Source organism: Archangium violaceum, assembly GCF_016887565.1.
In the GTDB taxonomy this organism is placed as follows: Bacteria; Myxococcota; Myxococcia; order Myxococcales; family Myxococcaceae; genus Archangium; species Archangium violaceum_B.
In genome coordinates, this window is sequence record NZ_CP069396.1 from 1,881,974 (window position 1) to 1,901,226 (window position 19,253).

A 19,253-nucleotide genomic window follows, 5' to 3' on the forward strand; every position below is an offset into this window, starting at 1 on the left:
TTCATCCACAAGCCACCCATTGCTGACATGCTCGTGGCCAGAGGACTCACACCGAGCGGCCATGCAAACGAGCAACTACCACTTCACCACCCTCTGGCGGGTCGAGAGCACGGTCCAGGAGCTCTACGAGCTCCTGGAGAACGGGCGCGAGCTGCCGCGCTGGTGGCCAGCCGTGTACCTGGAATACGTCGAGCTGGCGCCTGGGGGCGAGTACGGCCTGGGCAAGCGCTTCAAGTTCCATACGAAGGGGTGGATGCCCTACACGCTCCAGCTCACCTTCCACCGGACCGAGACGCGGTATCCGCACGGCTTCACCTTGCAAGTGACAGGTGACCTGGAGGGGACCGGCGTCTGGAAGTTCGAGCAGCACGGCCCCTATGTGCATGTCCACCATGACTGGACGGTCCACACGAACAAGCCGCTCTTGAAAGGCCTGGAGTTCCTGCTCAGGCCCTTGTTCGAGTCCAATCATCGCTGGTGCATGAATCGCGGCGAAACAAGCCTCATCCTGGAGCTGGCGCGGCGTCACGCCTGCAGCCCGGGGGAAGCGGCCCGTGTGCCGAATCCCCCTGGCCCTTCGTTCCCGTACAACCTGTGGCACACGCCTCCGCGCGGCGCTTATGCGTTTCATGGTGGAGACCGGGTGGCGGCGGCCGGTGGTGACGTTTCAATACATGAGAGGTGAGCAGGCAGTTCGAGGTGGAAGCTCATCTCCGTCGCACCCTCCACATCCTTCAGGAGCACGGTGGCAGGTCGACGGCGCTGCACCGGAGCCGCTGCGCTCATGATGTGTCCTCCTGGGAGATCGAGGTGTTTTGCTTGATTTCCTGGATTGACTCGAAGCAGCATATGCGGGCTCCGTGGCTCATGGAGCCCAACCTTCGACCGGAGGCGTTCATGCGTCGCTTCATCCTTGTTGCCGCCCTGCTGGGCCTGACCGCATGTGGTGGGGAAGAAATGCCCCTCGAGGAGGCTCCGGCTTTGGTGAGCGAGGCGCGGGCCGGGCAGGTGGCCGAACCTGCCTCGGCCGAGGCGAACGCCATCATCTGTACCGGCAGCTCCTGGGAGTGCTACTGCAACTCGCTCAAGACGGAGGAGCGGTGCCGTACGGTCCCGAGCTGCGTCTGGGCCTTCAACAAGTGCAGCCCGACGTACGAGTAGCTGGAGCGCATTCCCGAAGTAGGGAAGCGAGAGCCCCGTCGCGCCTGATGGCGCCCGGGGCCTTGCTACGAGTCCCAGCGCTGAATGCCCGTGTCCGTCTGCGCGAGCGCGGGGGGAACCCACTGCACCCGTGACGCGGCGCAGCCGGCCAGGAAGACGAGTGCGAGCAGGAGGTTGCGGCGAGCCTGGGTCTTCATGGGTCTGTCTCCTTGGGAGGGCCGGGGTTTGAGGGGCCCTCCGAGGCTGAGCCTGCCCCACGTAACCGGGGCAAGCCCACCTTGCAGCGGCGGGGATGTCACGCGCTCCCCGCCCCCCGTCTCGGGGAACGCGAACAGTCGGACGCACGTCGCCTCAGGGTCCGTTTCCTCGTTCGCGGCACAATGGAGCCCTGTGAACCCGGCCAACCCAAGGTTCACCACGAGGTGCTCGTCTTCGGCATCCCCGGGTGGCTGCCCTTCCTCTATCTCACGGCGGCCGTGGGGCTTGGGAGCCTGGCCCGGTGGCTCAGCCAGGCCCCAAGCTGACGGGAGGCGCGGCTAGGCAGCGGCGGTGGTTACACGGACCAGGAGCGCGCTGAGTTCGACGGGCGGCTTCTGCTCGATGCGCCGGTACTTGCGGCCGTCCTGTGTCCGGTCGACGAGGCCAGCCTCGAACAGCGCTCGGCGCAGCACGGCGTGATCGCCGAACACATGCCAGCGGTTCAACAGGTCGTTGATCTCGCGTTCGGAGAGCACACTGCCGCTCGGGATGCGAGACCAGAGCACCCACAGGCAGAGTTCCAGGTGGGGCGTCTTGGCCGGCCAGCGCAGCAAGCGCCCCTCTGCGTCGAAATGCCGAGCGACCTTCTCGACGAGCTGATGGTTAGGGGTGGGCTTTACTTCCTGGGCTGCGACCAGGCGTTGCCTGGCCTCGGAGTCGGCGCGGAAGTGCTGGTAGTTCCGGAAGCCGGCCGCACGGCACAGCATGTTGAGCAGCTCCACATGGCTCGGCTTGTGCTCGAGCTGGTCACGAAGCGAGCGAGCGAACGCCGAGAGATCGGCGACCTCGAAGGGGAGGGCGAGTCGGGACATGGCTTATCCTCGTATGCGCCGTTCCAAGAAGGATGTCGCTGGTCGCCCTTACGACTCGGCACGGGGACAAGTCCGTGTGACATGAAGGTGCAGGTTTAGCTCCCCTCGCGGGGCGGCGACGCCTCGGTGAGCTGCAGACCGTGCGCCACTTTTAACACACGCGGCGCGGCGATCAACGGCTCCACTCCCTTCCTGAACCTACGCCCTCGCTGCGAGCACCATCTGCCGCATGTGGTAGTCGACGGACACGGCCGGGTCGGGGCGCTCCGCGAGCTCGCGGAGCTCCGCCTCCAAGGCATCGAGCTGCACGGCGGAGTAGTGGCTCGACACGAAGGCGTCGCTGCGCCAGGTCTGGATGTTGAGGTAATGGAGCATGGCCATGCGATGGCCCGGCAAGGTCATGCGAGCCACCTGGTCGCGCACGACCTCCACGCCGGCCTCCCGCGCGAGCGCGGGGAGCGCCCGGCCCACGTGCAGGTCCTGCCCGTGCGCGCGCTGCATCGCCTCGACGATGGAGTAGTAGCGCCGCAGCGCCGGGACCGAGCCGATCATCGTGTCGAGTTCCTCGAGGGCGAGCAGACCGCCCGGAGCGAGCTGCGCCGTCCAGTCGCGAAGCACCCGCGGCCGCTCGGTGAGGTGGGTCAACAGGAAGCGCACGTAGATGAGCCCGGCGGGAGGACACGGGAAGGGCGTGCGCGTGACGTCGTGGACCGAGAACCGCACGCCCACGCCGCCGGCCGCATGCCCGAGGAACCGCTCCGACGCGTCGAGCCCGAGCGTCTCCGCCGCCCCGCTCACCTCGTGGACGAGCCGGGTGGTGTAACCGGGGCCACACCCGAGATCGCACGCCAGGGAGGGGGCCCGCCCCAGTAGAGCGCGGACACTCTCGAGGAACGCACGTGAGCTCGGCGCGTAGAGTTCCGCGAGCTGCCAGAGGCGGTTCTCGGCACGTTCGCTGTCACCGAAGGTGTAGGGGTTGCTCATGGCCACCCACGTTAGCGCAGGCCCCCCATGCTGGCGCGTTCCCCTTGTGGACTCGGGCTCGCACGTGCCGTCTCACAGGAGGCCCTGAGACGCCCGCGGGAGGCCGGGGCGCGCTCGGCGGTCATCTACGCGCTGCCAGAGAACCCGGCTTCGGTCTCGCTGTACACATCGCTGGGCTTTCAGCAGACCTTGCTAAGGTCCGGGCATGAGCTCGACCCGAATCAGCTGCCGTGTGAACGCGCCCCGTGCGCGCGTCTATCGCGCGCTCATTGATGCGCGCACGATCGCGACGTGGAAGGTGCCCACCGGCATGACCAGCCACGTGCATGAGTTCGATCCCCGCGAAGGTGGCTCGTTCCGGATCTCGCTCACGTACGATGCTCCAACGGAGACCGGCAAGACGACCGCACACACCGACACGTACCACGGTCGCTTCGTGAAGCTCGTGCCAGACGAGCAGGTGGTCGAAGTGGTCGAGTTCGAGACGACGGATCCCTCGATGCAGGGTGAGATGACGATCACGACCACGCTCACCGATGTGGACGGGGGCACCGAGATCCTCGCCGTGCACGATGGGCTACCGCGCGGCGTGTCGCCCGCCGACAACGAGACGGGCTGGCGGATGTCACTCGCGAAACTCGCGGCGCTCGTCGAGGCGGGTTGCTCTTCCTGAGTGTTCATGGAACCGCCACGCGCACCGCGCCCGCGAGCCCTGGCGCTCCCCGAGACGGTGTCCCGAGACGGTGTCAAAGGACTCGAAACGAGCTCTCGTTGCCGGCGGGCGCCGGCCGGTGGGCGTGGCTCAACGTGCGTTGGAGCCAGGTGAAGTCCGTCTTCCTCGAGAAGCGTACCCAGGAGGACAGCGAGGGGGACACGGTGACGTTCTGGTGCCCCCCCTCGTGCTCTCCGCGCCCACGGGGGCCCACCCGAGTCACCTGCTACACGGAGCGCGGCCCCGCGACTTGGGTCCCGTACCCGGGGTGCGGCATGATGCGGGAGCTTCACGCTGCGGAGGTCGCCCGATGAAGACGCTGCTCGCCGTGCTCCAACTCACCGTGCTCTCGCAGGTGCCCGCGCGGGACGCGGAGAAGCCGGCCCCGGAGCCCCCGGCCGAGAAGAAGCAGGTGTTCATCGACTTCGAGGATGACTCCATCGAATTCGACCTGCTCCCACCCGAGCCGCGCTGCACCCTGCATCGGAGGTGGGGCCCGCTGGTGCGGATCCGCGAGGACTTCGCCGACAAGGTGATGCAGTCCGTGGCCGAGATGTAGCGAGGGGGCACCGTGACGGAGAGGCTCGATCAGGACGGCCGCGTGCGGCTCGCGGTGTATGGCCATTTCATCGACACGGGGGCTCGGCCCGGAGTGGGGGACCTGTCCCAACGGCTGGGCCTGTCGCCGGAGGCGGTGAAGGACTCCTTGCGCCGCCTCGGGAGCCAGCGCGTGCTGGTTCTCGAGGAGGGCTCCACGGACATCCGGATGGCGATGCCCTTCTCGGGCGTGCCCACGGGCTACCGCGTGGAGACGCCGCTGGGAGGCTGGTGGGCCAACTGCGCCTGGGACGCGCTGGGCATCGCCGCGATGCTCCAGGTGACCGCGCGGGTGGAGACGCGGTGCGAGGACTGTGGTGACGCGCTCACGGTGAGGGTGGAGCAGGAGCGCCTCACGAGGAGCGAGGGCGTCATCCACTTCGCCGTTCCCGCGGCGCGCTGGTGGGAAGACATCTGTTTCACGTGAGCGACGATCCTCCTCTTCCGGTCGGAAGAGCACGTACGCCGCTGGTGTGACTCCCGAGGCCGGGAGCCCGGGGCCATCATCTCGCTGGAGCAGGGGTGGGCGCTCGCCCGTGCCTGGTATTCGGACCGGCTCCAGCCCGGCTGGCGCCGCAAGCCCGCGGCCGAGGTCGAGGCCGTCTTCCAGTCCTGCGGTCTGAGCGGACCCTTCTGGCGGCTCACCGTTCCGTGAGGCGCTAATCCAGCAACTGGCGCAGGCCGCGAGCCAGTTTGGTTTCTTGGCGTGCCAGCGTTGAAACTCGCAATCGTCCCCCGAGACGGTGTCAAAGGACTCGAAACGAGGGACGCGAGCGAGAACGAGACCTGGCGTGGACGGGTGAACCCACTGGCCTCCGAGTCTTTCCGAGGAGTTGCGGCTGGCCCGAGGGGTGCATCGACCTCGCGGATTGTACGGAGGGGAGGGGGATGGGCAAGCTCACACTTCCACCTGCTGGTGTGGGCACGGGGTGCCGCGCTCGCTGGCTTCATGCAGTACCTGAGAGCCAACCTCTCCAAGAAGGTGGGGAGGTTGGTGGACTGGAGTGGAGGCTTCTGGGAGCGGCGCTACTCAGCGGAGCCGGTGCTGGACGACGAGGCACTGGTGGGCCGGTTGCGCTACGTGCTGGCCCATGGGGTGAAGGAAGGCCTGGTGGAGAGGAGTGCCGAGTGGCCGGGACTCACGTGTCTGCCGCAGCTGCTGGGGCCGGCGAGGCGACTGTTCCAGTGGTTCAACTGGACGAGGCGCTGGAGCAAGAGGGGGAGCGAGGGGTGGGCAGCGGGGGAGGGGAGATTCGCCGAGGAAATTGCCGAGCCAGTGGAGTTGGAGGTGGCGCCACTGCCGTGCTGGGAAGGACTGGGGGAGGAGCAGAGGCGGCGCGCGGTGCGGGGACTCGTGGAGGGGGTGGAAGCCGAGGCTCGCGCACAGGACAAGCCCGTGCTGGGAGTGGGGGCCGTGAGGGCACAGCACCCGCATACCCGGCCCGAGCACCTCAAACGGAGTGCTCGGCCGTTGGGGCATGCCTCGACGCGCCAGGCATTGAAGGAGTTGCGTGAGCAGTACCGGGCCTTCGTCGCGGCGTTCCGAGAGGCGGCGGCACGGTGGATGCGAGGGGATTTCTCGGCCAGGTTTCCGCTCTTCTCTTTTCCGCCGTGCGTCGTGCCGTGTCGCGTCACTCGAATTCTCTGACACCCTCTCCGCTTTCCGTTCAGGGGTGACCTCGGTCGTGCCCTCGGGGAGAGCCGGCTCCACCGTCACGGTGGGCGGGCCGTCACTTCAAGGAGCAGCCGCCCCTCGCGCCGCTCCAGGGTGATTCCTGGCATTATCACCTTATGGGTAATGCTCGATGGTGCCCCTTAATTGCATTCCACCAGACGGTTTGTGCAGTGTTGATAGCCAATCAAAGTGGTGCAGCTGGTGCTTGAGTAATAGTACCACGAGCAGGGCTGGACTTTCACGTTGGTGCCGCAAGACGCGGACGTAACGTAAACACCCGGAGTGCGATAGAACCCGCTATAGTTGCCCCGCGTGCACGTCGAACCGTTACTACTGTATGACGCGGCGAGTCCTCCGGTATTGTAAGCGTAATGCTTGCTTGGGTTTGTTACTGTGATGTTCCCATTGCAATTGTAGTCCCACGAACCGCAAGCATTGGGGCTGCTATATCCAACTGCTGTGCCCGGATAGGCTCTGCTGTCACCATCACAGCAGTCAGCATTGTTTTGAGCAACGTTTCCGGTGTAGCAGCCGTAAGCACCCGCGCCATAGCCATCGCCATCGCCATCGATGTACCCAGTGGCGCTGCCGCCGCCGCAGAGCACAGTGCGTGAATTGCCACAATTGTCGGTATTGGTATACCAGCCGCAGGTCACGCCGTAGCGGCCGCAGAATGCCGCATCGGTTTCAGGCGTACAGCACACACTGGGAGGGGTGCTGCCGCAGATCTGAGGGGAGGTGCAAGTGCCGCAGTTCGCAGTGCGCGAGGTGCCGCAATTGTCGGTATTGGTATACCAGCCGCAGTTCTTGCCGTAGCGACCGCAGAACGCCGCATCGGTCTCCTCTGGGCAGGCGCACACGTTGGACGTATGACCGCCGCCGCAGGTCTGCGGGGAAGTGCAGGTGCCGCAGTTCGCAGTGCGCGAGATGCCGCAATTGTCGGTATTGGTATACGAGCCACAATCCTTGCCGTAGCGACCGCAGAATATCGGGTCGGTCTCAGGCGTGCAAATGGAAGTAGGATATGCGAACGCGTAATAGCCGTTGGCGGATGGGTTGGCCTGGGCAGGCTCTCCCGTCAAGGCAACCTCGATTTGAGAGAAGACGCTGAGTTGCTCGCCGGGCGTGACGGCGCGCGTCAGCGGCGCCAAGAGCTTGTTCGTCCAATCGACGCGGTTGTTGAACATCTTGTGGTGCTTGTTCTGGTTGAGCTCATAGTAGCCACTGGAGGGATTCCAAGCGGTGCAGTAGCTCGTGTCACCAACACAGAGTCGTGTCCTCACGTCGGCCGTGCCGCTCTCCGTGGTGCAATTGGCGGAGTTGCAGTCGATCGCTAACTGGGAGTAGAAGGCCGCTTCCGTTACGCTTGGAGGAACCGTGTACGTGCCATGTGTGAAGGTGTTGAGGCTGCCTGGAGCGTAGATCTCAGACCCGGTGGCCAACCACTGCGTGGGCACTGCATTGAGGGTGTTGACACGCAGGAAGCTCGTGGCAGAGCCCGTCGCCACAGCCAAGTAGGCGTTTTCGTTGGTGAGGGTGCAACTCGAGCCGTGCTTGCATGGCACGGTCTTCGCTTGCCCGTTGGGACAGGCGCCGGTCCACTCGGGAGCGTTCGATTGGTACGCGACGGCCGCGAGGGTGATCGTATAGGTCCCCGCCGATGGTGCCATATAGACCTTCGCTCCGTGCAGCTCCAGCGTGCTGTTCGGCTCATCGGACAGGTCGTTGCAGACCTCCATGGTTCCCTTCAGCTTGCCCATGTGGTTCTCGCCGAAGAAAGTAGCGAAATCCTCGCCGTGCGGGCCATTGACGACGAGCCGCGCGGTCACGCCAATTGCCGCGTGCGCGGCAGACACGAGATTGAGGTGCCCTTCGATGAGGATGCTCTGGTTCGCTTCCAGGGTAACGGTTCGCTCGAAGATGCGAGCCCTGTTGCCATTCCACTCCGCACTGTTGTGGGCCCACAGACGGCCCGCGACGATACAACTGCTGACGTTTGCCAGGTCTCCAGTAGAGAGGCTGCTCTCCGTCCACAGTTCAGTCGCTCCATTGAGAGCTTGGGTGCGGGCTCCCACGTCGTCGGGGCGCGGAGCGAATTCCGGTTCGACTCGGCCGCACGAAACAAGCATCAGGAGCGGCAACAACCTCGTTAAAGTATTCATCGTCATTTTCGTTGATATCGTCGGCTTTTCTCTGGCCGTTCGAGTGGTTGATCTTCTAACACTACTGCGTCAAGGTTAAGTAAGCAGGGAGGGAGGCCATTGTCTGCTCTGCGTTGGGGGAACGGGCTGTGCGAGCATAGCACCCGCATACCTGGCCTCTTACTCGTCAGCCGCTGAATCCTCTACACTGCTCGCCATGTCACGATGGCTGATCGTGCTGTTGGCTCTTTCGGGGTGTGTGAGTTCCGTCACGTCGTTCGATGCGGGGACTTCCAGCGACGCGGGCCCTGTCGTCAGCGATGCGGGCGAAGCGCTCGACGCAGGTGAAGAGGGTGGCGTCGATGCGGGCCCACGCGACGCCGGTCAGCCCTTCGATGCAGGCGTGCGCGATGCCGGCGACTCCCCTGGCTGGGGTCACGGCACCCAGGCCGGCACGTTCGTCAACGATGTGTGGACGCCCGGGCGCGACAGCGACGGCCGAGTGAACGAATCGAGCTGGGCGCTGGTGCCGCACGGCCGGTGGGTGCGCGTCGCGGGCACGAAACTCGAAGACCTTGGTGCGCAGGTACAGGCCGCCATTCCTGGGTGGAGGGACTACGGCAGCATGGGCTGGGGCGGCGTCACCGAAGCGTGGAACGCGCCGGCCTTCGACCTCGCCGGCCGCCGGCTGTGGCGTCACGGCGGTGGTCACGGCGACTCGAGCAACAACGGCATCTACCGCTTCGAGCTCGACTCGATGCGCTGGTCGATCGAGCACATGCCGAGCGACACCCGTCTCTGGAGCCAGGCGTACCGCGAGTCAGGCACCTTCGCGGGCTGCCCCGAGTCGCGCGCGGCCTACGACGCCGAAGTCGACGCAGGGACCTGGGCGCAGCGCGACCACTGGTACTACGACGAGATCTTCTGGGACCGCACCACGAGCAACCCCATGGGCAACCCCACGGCGCGGCACGTGTACGACGGCTTCATCTACGTGCCCGAGAGCAACGAGCTGATTGTCGCCTGCCGCCGGCTGTGGCGGTACTCACTCGCGAGCCACAAGTGGACGCTCAAGACGCATCCGCGCGCCGACGGTGACGTCTACGCCTTCACGGAGGAGGTGATCGCGGTGCTCGACCACGAGTCGAAGCTGGTGATCGGCTCCTGCGGCTCCGGCGGCCCCTTTGCAGCCGATTACGATCTGCGCACCGACACCTGGCTCGCCCCGCGCGCGACCTGGGGCAACTGGGACTGGAGCGGTGCCGCCTACACGCAGGAAGGCGACATCGTGACGATCTTCGTGCCACCGAACAGCGCCGGGACCTACGCCTCACCCGGCCGCTGGCAGCGCTACGATGTGGCCACCCACACCGTGCTTTCGTCGGGCTCGACGTGGAACTACGAAGGTGGCCTGTCGCTCGCCTCGTTCCCCGACACCGCTCACGCCACCGACGGCCACGGCATGGTCTACGTGCCGACCGAGGGCGTCTATTGGGTGTACACGATGCTCAACAGCGGCATGGCCTGGCTGGAGCTCGACCTCAAGACCACGCCCGCGACGCTGCGGCCGAAGACCTTCGCCAACGCCGCGCCCGCACTGCGGAGCGGCATCGCACGGCGCCGGGCGATCTACTTTCCCAGCCTCGACGCCATCGTGTGGATGAGCCCCGCGGAGCAGGACGTTCTCGTCTTCCGGCTGTGAGGCTTCTGTGCAGGGTGCCTCGCCCCGGCACATCCAAGGCACTGACGGATGCAGCGGGCTCGAACGGGCCGCTCCTGAAGGCGAGAAGTCGGCTCGTAGGACACCGTCCTGACTTTGGAATGCAGTCAACCTGCCGGCCAGGGCTGCAACGGCCGCATCAGCCCGGCCCGGTCCAGCAACTCGTGGACGCGAGCGGCCAGCGTGACGTGCTCCGGGTTGGAAGCGGTGAACCGTTCGGGAGTGAGGATGACGAGGGTGCCCTTGTCCTCCACAGGCTCGATGCGCACAGGGGCAGGCAGTGGGGGCACCTTGCCTCGCAGCCGCGAGAAGTACATCACCCAGCCTACGAAGGTGCCCGGCTTCGCTTTCTCTGTCACGCTGTCCCTGTGCGTCTCGGACGTAGCCACTCCCCACTCCGGGTCCCAGGTCAGGGCCATGGCGTGCAATACCTTGGTCATGACGGGCGCGGTCAGCACCCGGTCCGCGATGAGACCTTCAGCGTAGGGTTGGACCACGCAGGTAGATGGAAGCTGGAGAGAGGATGAACCGCAGCTGCCGTTGACGCTGGACGTTTCCTCCTGGCCATCGCCCGTCCACAAGTAGAAGGAGAAGCGGTCACCAAAATGATTCTCCTCCTGTGCGAACAGCTTCTGGAAGCTCGCGGCGTTTGGGGTGAACTGGAGTTTGCGCGCCTCCTCGAAGGAATCCGCTGTCTCGTACCAGCAGGTCCACGCCGGGTCGTAGTGCCCTAGCAGGTGGAAGAAACGCTCCGCGCGTCGTGCGCAAGCCTCGGCGGATTCAGGCCGGGCGAGCCAGTAGGAACCAGAATAATACGTTTCCATCATCGGACGGCTATCCCTTACGGGGTCGAGGGGGTGGGGGGTATATGAACGACCTCGATGTCTTCGAGGCCGTTGGCCTTGAACAGCTTCCTGAGTGCACCCGCGAGCTTTTCCTCAGCGACGGTCCACCGGATGGGCGTTCCATTGGCGACTTCGAACTGGCGCTTCGCCTGCTCAAGCAGCTTGGGGCCGCCCTTGAATATCTTGAGAAAGTTCAGCTGCTTGTCGATCCACTGCGCGTAGCCGGGGCCCTTGGCCTCGAGGAGAACCCCCTGGTCGAAGCCATCGAAGTCCACCTCCTCGTTACCCCATTTCATGCGGTAGGCATAGCCCTTGGGAGCCCCCGTCACCTGGGCTTGATAATTCCGGGAGTTCTCGGACATGGACTCGTCCGTCTGGACCCATTGACCCGGGCCACCGGAGAGGGGCGGCTGAACCTGCGCGCCAGCATTGCTGCCTCCGCTCTCCCGCGCGGCCATGGCTACGGCAGTGGGGGCCAGCACGATGGTGACGCCCTCGGCGCTGAGGGCGATCGACTCCACCTGAGCCAGAGTTGGGGCCGTGAAGCGGATGTTCAGCTGCGTCTCGGCCATCACCGCTGCCTGCCCGGCTCCAGGCAGCGTCGGCAGCTTCGCCGCCATGCCAGCCGCCGTGTTCCCCATCGCCACCGTCGCCAGCATGACGAACGCTCGGGCCACCTTCTCCCCCATCACATTCCCGAACTGCTCTCCTGCCGCATGGAGCTCGTCGAAGGTGGTGGCTTCATCCACCTCCTTCATCAGCACCAGCCATCCATCAATGAGGCGCCACACGGTGTCCCAGCCCAGATACGCCATGGCCCCAAGTGTCAGCAGCGCGGCCACGCCCTTGCTCACCGGCTCGGGCAGTGCGAGCAAGAGTGCATACATGGTCAGGCCGCCCACCACGGTCGCCACCACCGCCTGGGGATTTACCATCCGGGCGAGTTCCTCCTTCATGGCCCCCAGCACCTTGCTGTGAGCAATCGCCATGGCCAGTGCGTACCTGGCATCCCCATCCAGGAAGGGCTTGTCCACCAGCAGGCGCAGGCAGTCTCCGCCTCCCCACCCCTGCTCACACCACAGCAGGTAGCGGCGCTTGAGCTCCTCGTCCTCGGGCAACAAGCGCAGGTTCCTGGTGCTCCCCGGCTCCGAGGCCATGAGGCGCTGGCTCCTGCCTTCGTACCGGAACCAGCCGCTTCGCTCGGGCACTCCGAACAGCTGCCGGGCGTGCTCCAGGGGCCGTTCCATTGGAGGCACAGAGGGAGCCTGTCGTGCGACAGCCTTCTTGAACTCCTTTTCGCCAACCGCCACCGGCTCCACGTCTCGGCGCGGAGTGTGGATGATGGGCTCGCCCTGGCCCATGTCCAAGCGGACGACGACCTTCGTTGAGGCGCTGCACCCTGAGAGGAACACGAACAGCAGCAGGACCGCCGAGCGCGGCATGTGGAACCTCCTGGCCATGGCTCCCGCGTGCCAGGAGCACAACCAAAGATTACAGGGGAGACATGACCCTGGGGTTCGCTGATCGGGTGGTCGTGCTGGGCTGTACGGCGGTTCTGCCCGACCTCTACGTGGGTGGCCGGCCGTCTCGGCTACGCGGTAAACCTCGGGAGCACCGGGAAGGTGGTCATGAACACGTCCACCCCCGTCGATGTCACCACCGGGGACTTCTCGCTCGGTTGCGCCGGGCCAGTGGTATCATGCCGCCGCGGTGTTCAAGCGCAACGACAAGATGCAGAACCTCATCCGCCGGCCGGATGGCTCCGTGCTGCTGGAGGTACGGGCCGCCTTCGACGAGGCGACGAAGCTCCGGGACGCTGACAGGTATTCCGAGTCCCTTGCACGGGCCGAGCATGCACTATCACTCCCCCGTCGCGGGAGACAGCGGGCAAGTAGCTACTGAGTGCCTCCTCCGGCGGCGGCGCGATACATGGCGCTGCCGCCGCGTTCTGCCCCCGAGGACTCAGGGTTCGGGAGCCTGCATCGAGCCGGGAGCCCAGAGCCTCCCGAGCTCGAGCGGCTCGGCGTCGAACGGCTCGGCGCGGACCACGTCCCCGCCTCCGTACCGGGCGAGCCGCCAGCCGCGTGCTCCCCGACGGTAGACCTCCAACGTGTGCGCCCGCGGGTCCACCAACCACGCGTGGCTCACGCCTTCCCGATGGTAGAGCGGCAACTTGCGCCCGCGGTCCAACGCAGCCGTCGAGGGCGACAACACCTCGCAGACCCAATCGGGCGCCAGATCGAAATAGGGCACCTCTCGTTCGAGCAACCCAGGTACTCGCTCCCGACGCCAGCCCGCCAGATCCGGCACCAACACCTGCCGGCCCAGGTGCAACTCCGGCTCGTCCAGAATCCACCAGCCTCCAGGCCCTGCCCTCCCGAAGCTGAAGGCACTCCCCAGCATTCCCCCGAGCACCGAAGCCACCCACCCGTGCCACGACGCCGGCCGTGGGAATGCCCACAGCTCGTCGTCGATGATCTCCCCCACCCACCCAGGTGGTAACGCCTCGATGTCCTCGTAAGTGGCTGGACGCTTTCCCCTCGCCATCTCCGCTCCTCCCGCGGGCCTTCCTGCCTGACCGCTCGCATTCTACAGGAAGGTCTGACGGGAAAGGTAGTGTGGGCCGCCAGTAGACTTTTCGCGGGGCTGCTGCGCAGGACATGGGCGGTGGACGTGTTGGCCTGCGTCAGGAGTGGAGGCAGGCTCAGGGAGTCCCCATCGCCCCTCCGCTGTCACGGCCAGAACCCTTCCTACGTCCTATGGGCACAGCGCTCACAGGCAACCGCATCATCCGCGCGGCTGCCAGCATGGGTTGTCACTGAAGGGGAGCGCTGGAGGAAAGAGGGCATCATCATGATGAAGGGATCCACACCCGGGATGGGGGGCTTCTCGCCCCGCCGCATCAACGGTGGCTACAACGGCAAGGCGGACCGGGATTCCCACTGCCAGCGCGCCCCGCGGGTGTTTGGGGATGGATCGGCGCTCCGGAGTGTGAAGTGATTACGCTCCTCGTGTACCTGGTGACGAACAGGTGGACGTGGGTCGGGCTGACGGTGCTCGGCCTGTCCGGCGGCGTGGGTGTACAGACGCAGCGGCTGCGCGCCACCCAGGGGCAGGTGAGCACCCTCGAACAGCAGCTCGCCCAGGCGCTGGAGGTGAACCGGACGCAGTCCCAGCTCATCGCCGAGCAGAACGAGGCCGTCCAGAAGCTCAAGCAGGACTACGACGCCTCCCAGGCCCGCCTCGCCGATGCGGAGACCACCGCCAGCGCGCTGCTGGACGCTGCCCGGAAGAAGGTAATGGAGATGACGCGGCAGCAGGTGCCGCGCGAGTGCGACAAGGCCTTCAAGTGGGCGGTGCAGCAGGAAATCCAGGCACGCCGGGGGAAGCCCCAATGAAAAGGCTTTGGCTGCTGGCTCTGCTCCCGCTCGCCGGGTGTCTGCCCGTGCGCACGGTGACGCTCGTCACCGCGGAGAAGGTGGAGGTGCCCGTCTGCCCGGCGCCCCCACCCGCGAGGGAGATTCCTCCCAAGCCGGACCTCCCGGTGGACCACTTGAGCGAGGACATGGAGGCGGCGGACGTGGTGCTCGCCTACCGCCAGACAGTCGTTCTGCTTGAGGGTTGGGGCGAGGCGCTCCAGATCCTCCTCCAGGCCTACCAGCCCACCGGGCCCGCTCCCCGGGAGCCCGGACCGCCTTCGGCCGAAGTGCCGCCGCCGCCCGCGCCTCCCTTCCCCTGATGCAATCCCTCTCAACCGCCGTACCCCACCTGGACAGGTTCAAATGTCACCGAGCACCGCTGCCATGCACTGCAGTGCCCTGACTGCGGAGTGGTGACACGCGGGGAGGTGCCTGCGCACGCGCGCAGCGTCTTCGGTGACCGGCTCGCGGCGCTCGCGTCTCGGACATGCTGGGTGTCGAGTTGTCGGTGGGCAGCGTCAGCAACCTGGAGGGCGAGATGTCGGACGCGCTCGCGCCAGCGACGGCCGAAGCCCTCGCCTACGAGACGGGATTCGCGCAGGGACGAGAGGGCGGCCGGGCCGCTCGCGCCTGGCTGTGAGGGTATCGAGGATCGCGAGTTGAACCCGTGTATGCCCCCTCTCCCTCTGGGAGAGGGCTGGGGTGAGGGTCTACCGTCATCCACTCTTTGAATACACGGTGGATGAAGGTGCTGAAGCTGCTGCGGGTGGTGCCGGCACCATGCCCAGGCCCACCACGCCATGCAGGACTTCGGGCCACCTGCTCGGTCCGTCGTATGCACCGTTCGCCACGAATGACCTCGTCTGTATGACGAAGCGGTTCGAGCTTCTTCAACGGGTTTTCAAGGTAAAGAGAAAGCCAAAAAGAGTCACGGAGTCATGGAATCATTCACATCATCAATGGCTCGAAGGGACCGGGGCTACAGTGCTATGCTTGGCGTACCGGTCCTCGAACAGACGTAGCCGGCTCTCGGCACTTCCCATCTGGAGCTCCTCATGACCATCCATCTGCCGCTGTCCGCGAGTGCGGAGCCATCCGCGGAGGTGCGGACCTCTCTCATCAACCGTCCGCGGCGCGAGCCGGGGCCGGATGTGGCGGACATTGGATTTCAGCCTGGCGTCGAGGGGGCGGATGGAACCCCGGCCTTCGTGTTCGGGAGGTGGCCATGAAGGCCGCATCGACCTCCGTGTTCATCGTGGCGGTGCTGTGCGGCTGCGTAGCGGGCTGCATCGACCTCGACCCGGAGCCGACGGACTTCTGCTGTGCGCAGGGAGACGGAGGGACGGGTGCGCAGCCGACCCGCGTCGAGCTCGGCCAGGCGCAGTGGCGATCGGCCGGGAGCATGGCCGTGGCCCGGGAGGGGCACACGGCGGTAGTGCTGCCCTCGGGCAAGGTGCTGGTGGCGGGCGGATACGATCGCACCAGTTTCCTGGCCACGGCGGAGCTGTACGACCCGGCCACGGGGACGTGGTCGTCCACGGGCGCCATGACCGTTGCCCGTGCCGGACACACCGCCGTCTTGCTGTCTTCGGGCAAGGTGTTGGTGGCGGGTGGGACCTCCGGCGCCATCGTTCACAACACGGCGGAGCTGTACGACCCGGCGACGGGCACCTGGTCGTCCACGGGAGGCATGGGCGCGCTCCGGTATCTCCATATGGCCAGCCTGCTGCCTTCGGGCAAGGTGCTGGTCACGGGGGGAATCGGCGGCATGGGCATGACCTCCTCGGCGGAGCTGTACGATCCGACCGCCGGCACCTGGTCCGCCGCGGCGAGCATGCCCTTGGCCCGGTACGGACATACGTCCAGTGTGCTGCCTTCGGGCAAGGTGCTGGTGACGGGCGGTTTCAACTTCGATGGGAGTGGGGGGATGGCCCGGGCGTTGGTGTCGGTGTACGACCCGGAGACGAACACCTGGTCGTCCACGGGCAGCATGGCCTCGGCGCGTCACTTCCATGCCGCCGTCCTGCTGCCCACGGGCAAGGTGCTGGTGACGGGCGGGAACAACGCGACGGCGGAGCTGTACGACCCGGCGACGGGCACCTGGTCGTCCACGGGCAGCATGGCCTCGGCGCGTCAATTCCATGCCGCCGTCCTGCTGCCCACGGGCAAGGTGCTGGTGACGGGCGGCTCCCTTGGCTCGGGCTCTCCTCTCGCCACGGCGGAGCTGTACGACCCGGCGACGGGCGCCTGGGAGAGCACGGAGATGATGGGCTCGGCTCGCATGTGGCACACCGCCGTCCTGCTGCCCACGAGTGAGGTGCTGGTGGCGGGCGGCTCCTCGGCGAGTACCACGCTCTCCTCGGCCGAGCTGTATGACCCGGCCACCAACACATGACATAGCCGTGCCCGATGGGGTGTCTGGCTTCACCAAGCGCGGGATGCTTGTGAGCAAGCCCGGGTCAGCTCTCCCCGCGAGTGGCCGAAACGACAACTTCCGACGGATTCTGGCCACGGGTTGAACGAGGGGCATGACCCCGCGCTCCGTCGGGCGGTGACGCCCGCGCCCGTCAGAACAACCGGACTCCCGCGAAGACGCCGCCACGCGCAGCGCCTGGGTCCGAAGACGGAGCCCAACAGCGTGGATCCGCGCTACGTGTCCCAGGGCGGCGGCACCAACGTGCGCTACCGCACCGGGTTGAAGGGCCGGCTCGTCTCGGAGTTCAAGCAACTTCGTGAGAACCTCGCGCATATGGCCGCGATATCGGCGCGACATCCGGAGATGACCATCGTCGTCGCGCATGATCCGCGGAGCTTCGCATCGATTCCGACGTTGGTGGCAAGGCCATAGGATGGCTCGAGGAGGGCGCCCTCGGGCTCCTCCGCAATCACCCCTCCGCGCTCGACGCAGCTCCCTCCCCCAGAGGGGAGCGGAAGCACGAGCACGGCGGTGGTGCCGCGGCCCGGCCCCTCGCGCTCCAGCTCCAGACGCCCGCCCATCTGGTCCACGGCCAGGGCGCTGGCATACAGGGAGCGCCTCCGCGTAGACCCCGCGCATGAACCGCGACTGGAGTTGGACGATCACGCTGCACGAGATCATGAGCTACCTGTTGCCGGTTGCTACGGCGTGTGGCGTCCCTGGTGCCTCCGCCTCGGACAAACCTCACGAGGTTCCACGGCCTCTTCGCTCCAGGCGCGCAACTGCGGCCATTTCTGGTCCCTCAAGCAGGTGAGGAGGAGGCGAGCGTGGCGCTTGAGGCAGCGGCCAGGAAGGAACCGAGTTCATCGTTTCTCTGCTCGTCGCTTTCTGAGCGAAGGGCTCCGTGCAGGTCTCAACGTATGCTTGGCCGCAGGAGTGGGCACGGCTGGCGAGCCACGTCTCTGCTCAAGCGTCGCCTGCACGGCCTGGGCAAGCTTCAGCAGCGCAGGGACCGAGAGTCGGACCTCTCGGCCACCAACGCTCGGAGGAACGAGGGGGGGAACGGTCCGTCCACTCAAGCGGCAGTCTCATGTACTGGCCGGGAGGATGCTCCACGTCTACGTAGCGCCGACCATCCTGGCTACGGATGAACCGAGCGACTGGCAGTTCCATGTCTTTGAGGGGGTGGATCTGTAGCGTGACGGTCACGCGCTCAATCAAGGGTGGAGGACCCCTAGCAGTGTGTCGATGCCGTCCTGGCGGGGCCCGGTGGGGTGCGCGCCATTGTGGAGCACTTGGCATCGCCCTGGCGGCCTGCTGGGTTGACCCCAGCGCAGGGGCCAGCCCAGAGCGCGTGGTGTTGCGCCCCAAGCACCCACAGTGACCTGCAAGCCCACGCCCCCGCGGCCTGCCGCCTGGCTGGGCCGCTTGGGTCGAAGGGGCGGCACGGACTCTGCTCCGGCCCGGCGTACAGCCCGCGCGTCACCCTCCAGCGGCCCTTTTCAACCCCGTTGCACCAGCCCGATCCCTCAAACAGGGCCCCCATTCCGCCTAGAGTCCCTGAACGATGTCGCGTGCCCCCATGGCGCGCGCGCCGCCTGTGCCACTGCCTCCAACACATCCGCTGCCGCCGCGATGCCATCTGCTGTCAGCGGCAGCGCAGCATCAAGGGGCTTGGACAGAGATGCTCAAGCCGCTTGATGGGGGAAGCACGTTTACTTTGAGTGAAGGGCTATGTTACCCAGGTGAACCATTCCCTCCCCGACGCAGGAGCTGTGCGTGAAGAATCGTCTGGTTGTATTGCTCGCTGGGCTGTCTCTCGGAGTGCTCGCAGGCTGCGGTGCGGTGTCGCAGGAAGAAATGGAGCTGGAGGCGAACACCGCGGGCCTGGCCTCGTTGTGCGGCGACGGCTACTGCAACACCGCCAGCGAGAACAGCGTGAACTGCCCGGTAGACTGTGGCAGCGGTGCGACCACGGTGCTCGGCCGCTTCTCGCGCTGGTGCGGCAAGGTGAACAGCCACACGGCCCCGAGTGGGGCCTGGACGCCGGACTCGGACTGTACGTCCGGCTGCAACATCGGTGGCCTCGCGTACTGTCAGAAGTTCTGGCCTGGCTCGGTGGCCATCCGGCAGGTGCCTGTCTCCTCGAAGCCCGCCAGCGCGTGGGCCCAAGCCGGCTGCTACCCGGCCAACGACGAGTATGACGGCAGTGACGAGTTCGAGTGCCTGGGCGCGCCCCGGGTGGTCGGCCGCTTCTCGCGCTGGTGCGGCAAGGTGAACAGCCACCAGTCGACGGGTGGGGCCTGGACGCCGGACTCGGACTGTACGTCCGGCTGCAACATCGGCGGCCTCTCGTACTGCCAGAAGTTCTGGCCCAACACGACCAGCATCCGCCAGGTGCCCGTCTCCTCGAAGCCCGCCAGCGCGTGGGCCCAAGCCGGCTGCTACCCGGCCAACGACGAGTATGACGGCAGTGACGAGTTCGAGTGCGTGGTCGACTGACCTCGAAGCTT

The 19,253-nt window shown here is 66.3% G+C and carries 22 protein-coding genes and 1 pseudogene; 15 read left to right on the forward strand and 8 right to left on the reverse strand.

Going from position 1 to position 19,253, the window contains the following annotated elements:
• Positions 1-61 precede the first annotated feature (61 nt).
• Together JRI60_RS07945 and JRI60_RS07950 are read left to right on the forward strand one after the other, a co-directional pair.
• Positions 62-685, forward strand: coding sequence for a hypothetical protein (locus JRI60_RS07945; protein ID WP_204225249.1), 624 nt, complete (start codon positions 62-64; stop codon positions 683-685).
• Between the two features lie 212 nt (positions 686-897).
• Positions 898-1,161 carry a hypothetical protein gene (locus tag JRI60_RS07950; RefSeq protein ID WP_204225250.1) on the forward strand — a complete coding sequence of 88 codons (264 nt, stop codon included), beginning with the start codon at positions 898-900 and terminating at the stop codon, positions 1,159-1,161.
• A gap of 65 nt (positions 1,162-1,226) precedes the next feature.
• Here the strand turns inward: JRI60_RS07950 and JRI60_RS54410 are convergent, their stop codons facing one another.
• From JRI60_RS54410 to JRI60_RS07960, 3 genes are all read right to left on the reverse strand, one after another.
• On the reverse strand, positions 1,227-1,358 hold the full coding sequence (locus JRI60_RS54410) for a hypothetical protein (RefSeq protein ID WP_275439147.1): 132 nt from the start codon (positions 1,356-1,358) through the stop codon (positions 1,227-1,229).
• Between the two features lie 339 nt (positions 1,359-1,697).
• On the reverse strand, positions 1,698-2,231 hold the full coding sequence (locus JRI60_RS07955; RefSeq protein WP_204225251.1) for a DUF2087 domain-containing protein: 534 nt from the start codon (positions 2,229-2,231) through the stop codon (positions 1,698-1,700).
• Between the two features lie 198 nt (positions 2,232-2,429).
• A complete protein-coding gene (locus JRI60_RS07960) occupies positions 2,430-3,215 on the reverse strand; it encodes a class I SAM-dependent methyltransferase (protein ID WP_204225252.1) in 786 nt (261 codons plus the stop codon).
• A 205-nt stretch (positions 3,216-3,420) separates the two neighbouring features.
• Here JRI60_RS07960 and JRI60_RS07965 point away from each other — a divergent pair, with 205 nt between their 5' ends.
• The 4 genes and pseudogenes from JRI60_RS07965 (at position 3,421) to JRI60_RS07985 (ending at position 6,172) form a co-directional block, all read left to right on the forward strand.
• Complete coding sequence (locus JRI60_RS07965) at positions 3,421-3,888, forward strand: SRPBCC family protein (RefSeq protein WP_204225253.1); 468 nt, start codon at positions 3,421-3,423, stop codon at positions 3,886-3,888.
• 349 nt (positions 3,889-4,237) lie between these two features.
• Complete coding sequence (locus JRI60_RS07970) at positions 4,238-4,486, forward strand: hypothetical protein (RefSeq protein WP_204225254.1); 249 nt, start codon at positions 4,238-4,240, stop codon at positions 4,484-4,486.
• Positions 4,487-4,657: 171 nt separating this feature from the next.
• Positions 4,658-5,179: pseudogene (locus JRI60_RS53130) on the forward strand (alkylmercury lyase family protein).
• Positions 5,180-5,440: 261 nt separating this feature from the next.
• A complete protein-coding gene (locus tag JRI60_RS07985) occupies positions 5,441-6,172 on the forward strand; it encodes a hypothetical protein (RefSeq protein ID WP_239470402.1) in 732 nt (243 codons plus the stop codon).
• A 167-nt stretch (positions 6,173-6,339) separates the two neighbouring features.
• Here the strand turns inward: JRI60_RS07985 and JRI60_RS07990 are convergent, their stop codons facing one another.
• Entirely contained in the window at positions 6,340-8,367 is a 2,028-nt protein-coding gene (locus JRI60_RS07990) for a hypothetical protein (protein ID WP_204225256.1), read from the reverse strand.
• A 190-nt stretch (positions 8,368-8,557) separates the two neighbouring features.
• Between JRI60_RS07990 and JRI60_RS07995 the strand changes: the two genes are divergently transcribed.
• Entirely contained in the window at positions 8,558-10,042 is a 1,485-nt protein-coding gene (locus tag JRI60_RS07995) for a hypothetical protein (RefSeq protein ID WP_204225257.1), read from the forward strand.
• A gap of 125 nt (positions 10,043-10,167) precedes the next feature.
• Here the strand turns inward: JRI60_RS07995 and JRI60_RS08000 are convergent, their stop codons facing one another.
• Together JRI60_RS08000 and JRI60_RS08005 are read right to left on the reverse strand one after the other, a co-directional pair.
• A complete protein-coding gene (locus tag JRI60_RS08000) occupies positions 10,168-10,887 on the reverse strand; it encodes an immunity 52 family protein (RefSeq protein WP_204225258.1) in 720 nt (239 codons plus the stop codon).
• A 14-nt stretch (positions 10,888-10,901) separates the two neighbouring features.
• On the reverse strand, positions 10,902-12,347 hold the full coding sequence (locus tag JRI60_RS08005) for a restriction endonuclease fold toxin 5 domain-containing protein (protein ID WP_204225259.1): 1,446 nt from the start codon (positions 12,345-12,347) through the stop codon (positions 10,902-10,904).
• A 268-nt stretch (positions 12,348-12,615) separates the two neighbouring features.
• Here JRI60_RS08005 and JRI60_RS08010 point away from each other — a divergent pair, with 268 nt between their 5' ends.
• Complete coding sequence (locus tag JRI60_RS08010) at positions 12,616-12,807, forward strand: hypothetical protein (RefSeq protein ID WP_204225260.1); 192 nt, start codon at positions 12,616-12,618, stop codon at positions 12,805-12,807.
• Positions 12,808-12,867: 60 nt separating this feature from the next.
• Here JRI60_RS08010 and JRI60_RS08015 read toward each other — a convergent pair whose 3' ends face one another.
• Positions 12,868-13,452, reverse strand: a complete 585-nt coding sequence (locus tag JRI60_RS08015; RefSeq protein WP_204225261.1) for a Uma2 family endonuclease — start codon at positions 13,450-13,452, stop codon at positions 12,868-12,870.
• 306 nt (positions 13,453-13,758) lie between these two features.
• Here JRI60_RS08015 and JRI60_RS08020 point away from each other — a divergent pair, with 306 nt between their 5' ends.
• From JRI60_RS08020 to JRI60_RS53140, 6 genes are all read left to right on the forward strand, one after another.
• Complete coding sequence (locus JRI60_RS08020; protein WP_204225262.1) at positions 13,759-13,905, forward strand: hypothetical protein; 147 nt, start codon at positions 13,759-13,761, stop codon at positions 13,903-13,905.
• On the forward strand, positions 13,902-14,303 hold the full coding sequence (locus JRI60_RS08025) for a hypothetical protein (protein ID WP_204225263.1): 402 nt from the start codon (positions 13,902-13,904) through the stop codon (positions 14,301-14,303). Before JRI60_RS08020 ends, JRI60_RS08025 begins: the two co-directional genes overlap by 4 nt.
• Positions 14,300-14,644, forward strand: coding sequence for a hypothetical protein (locus tag JRI60_RS08030; RefSeq protein ID WP_204225264.1), 345 nt, complete (start codon positions 14,300-14,302; stop codon positions 14,642-14,644). The genes JRI60_RS08025 and JRI60_RS08030 overlap by 4 nt, the downstream gene beginning before the upstream one ends.
• 167 nt (positions 14,645-14,811) lie before the next feature.
• The gene (locus tag JRI60_RS55070) at positions 14,812-14,964 is read left to right on the forward strand and encodes a hypothetical protein (RefSeq protein ID WP_204225265.1); all 153 of its coding nucleotides are present in this window, start codon (positions 14,812-14,814) and stop codon (positions 14,962-14,964) included.
• A 585-nt stretch (positions 14,965-15,549) separates the two neighbouring features.
• The gene (locus JRI60_RS08040; RefSeq protein WP_204225266.1) at positions 15,550-16,719 is read left to right on the forward strand and encodes a Kelch repeat-containing protein; all 1,170 of its coding nucleotides are present in this window, start codon (positions 15,550-15,552) and stop codon (positions 16,717-16,719) included.
• 243 nt (positions 16,720-16,962) lie between these two features.
• Positions 16,963-17,172, forward strand: coding sequence for a hypothetical protein (locus JRI60_RS53140; protein ID WP_239470403.1), 210 nt, complete (start codon positions 16,963-16,965; stop codon positions 17,170-17,172).
• Positions 17,173-18,269: 1,097 nt separating this feature from the next.
• Here the strand turns inward: JRI60_RS53140 and JRI60_RS53145 are convergent.
• Positions 18,270-18,359 (reverse strand): hypothetical protein, encoded by a 90-nt coding sequence (locus tag JRI60_RS53145; protein WP_239470404.1) that lies wholly within the window; start codon positions 18,357-18,359, stop codon positions 18,270-18,272.
• Positions 18,360-18,519: 160 nt separating this feature from the next.
• Between JRI60_RS53145 and JRI60_RS08050 the strand changes: the two genes are divergently transcribed.
• On the forward strand, positions 18,520-19,242 hold the full coding sequence (locus JRI60_RS08050; RefSeq protein WP_204225267.1) for a hypothetical protein: 723 nt from the start codon (positions 18,520-18,522) through the stop codon (positions 19,240-19,242).
• Positions 19,243-19,253: the final 11 nt, after the last annotated feature.

Bases quoted from the DNA above. Each gene is read 5' to 3' on its own strand.
- JRI60_RS54410 (WP_275439147.1), bottom strand. From the start codon at position 1,358: ATGAAGACCCAGGCTCGCCGCAACCTCCTGCTCGCACTCGTCTTCCTG.
- JRI60_RS08000 (WP_204225258.1), bottom strand. From the start codon at position 10,887: ATGATGGAAACGTATTATTCTGGTTCCTACTGGCTCGCCCGGCCTGAA.
- JRI60_RS08005 (WP_204225259.1), bottom strand. From the start codon at position 12,347: ATGCCGCGCTCGGCGGTCCTGCTGCTGTTCGTGTTCCTCTCAGGGTGC.
- JRI60_RS07960 (WP_204225252.1), bottom strand. From the start codon at position 3,215: ATGAGCAACCCCTACACCTTCGGTGACAGCGAACGTGCCGAGAACCGC.
- JRI60_RS08015 (WP_204225261.1), bottom strand. From the start codon at position 13,452: ATGGCGAGGGGAAAGCGTCCAGCCACTTACGAGGACATCGAGGCGTTA.
- JRI60_RS07990 (WP_204225256.1), bottom strand. From the start codon at position 8,367: ATGACGATGAATACTTTAACGAGGTTGTTGCCGCTCCTGATGCTTGTT.
- JRI60_RS08030 (WP_204225264.1), top strand. From the start codon at position 14,300: ATGAAAAGGCTTTGGCTGCTGGCTCTGCTCCCGCTCGCCGGGTGTCTG.
- JRI60_RS55070 (WP_204225265.1), top strand. From the start codon at position 14,812: ATGCTGGGTGTCGAGTTGTCGGTGGGCAGCGTCAGCAACCTGGAGGGC.
- JRI60_RS07950 (WP_204225250.1), top strand. From the start codon at position 898: ATGCGTCGCTTCATCCTTGTTGCCGCCCTGCTGGGCCTGACCGCATGT.
- JRI60_RS07965 (WP_204225253.1), top strand. From the start codon at position 3,421: ATGAGCTCGACCCGAATCAGCTGCCGTGTGAACGCGCCCCGTGCGCGC.
- JRI60_RS08020 (WP_204225262.1), top strand. From the start codon at position 13,759: ATGATGAAGGGATCCACACCCGGGATGGGGGGCTTCTCGCCCCGCCGC.
- JRI60_RS07995 (WP_204225257.1), top strand. From the start codon at position 8,558: ATGTCACGATGGCTGATCGTGCTGTTGGCTCTTTCGGGGTGTGTGAGT.
- JRI60_RS08040 (WP_204225266.1), top strand. From the start codon at position 15,550: ATGAAGGCCGCATCGACCTCCGTGTTCATCGTGGCGGTGCTGTGCGGC.
- JRI60_RS07970 (WP_204225254.1), top strand. From the start codon at position 4,238: ATGAAGACGCTGCTCGCCGTGCTCCAACTCACCGTGCTCTCGCAGGTG.
- JRI60_RS07955 (WP_204225251.1), bottom strand. From the start codon at position 2,231: ATGTCCCGACTCGCCCTCCCCTTCGAGGTCGCCGATCTCTCGGCGTTC.
- JRI60_RS07945 (WP_204225249.1), top strand. From the start codon at position 62: ATGCAAACGAGCAACTACCACTTCACCACCCTCTGGCGGGTCGAGAGC.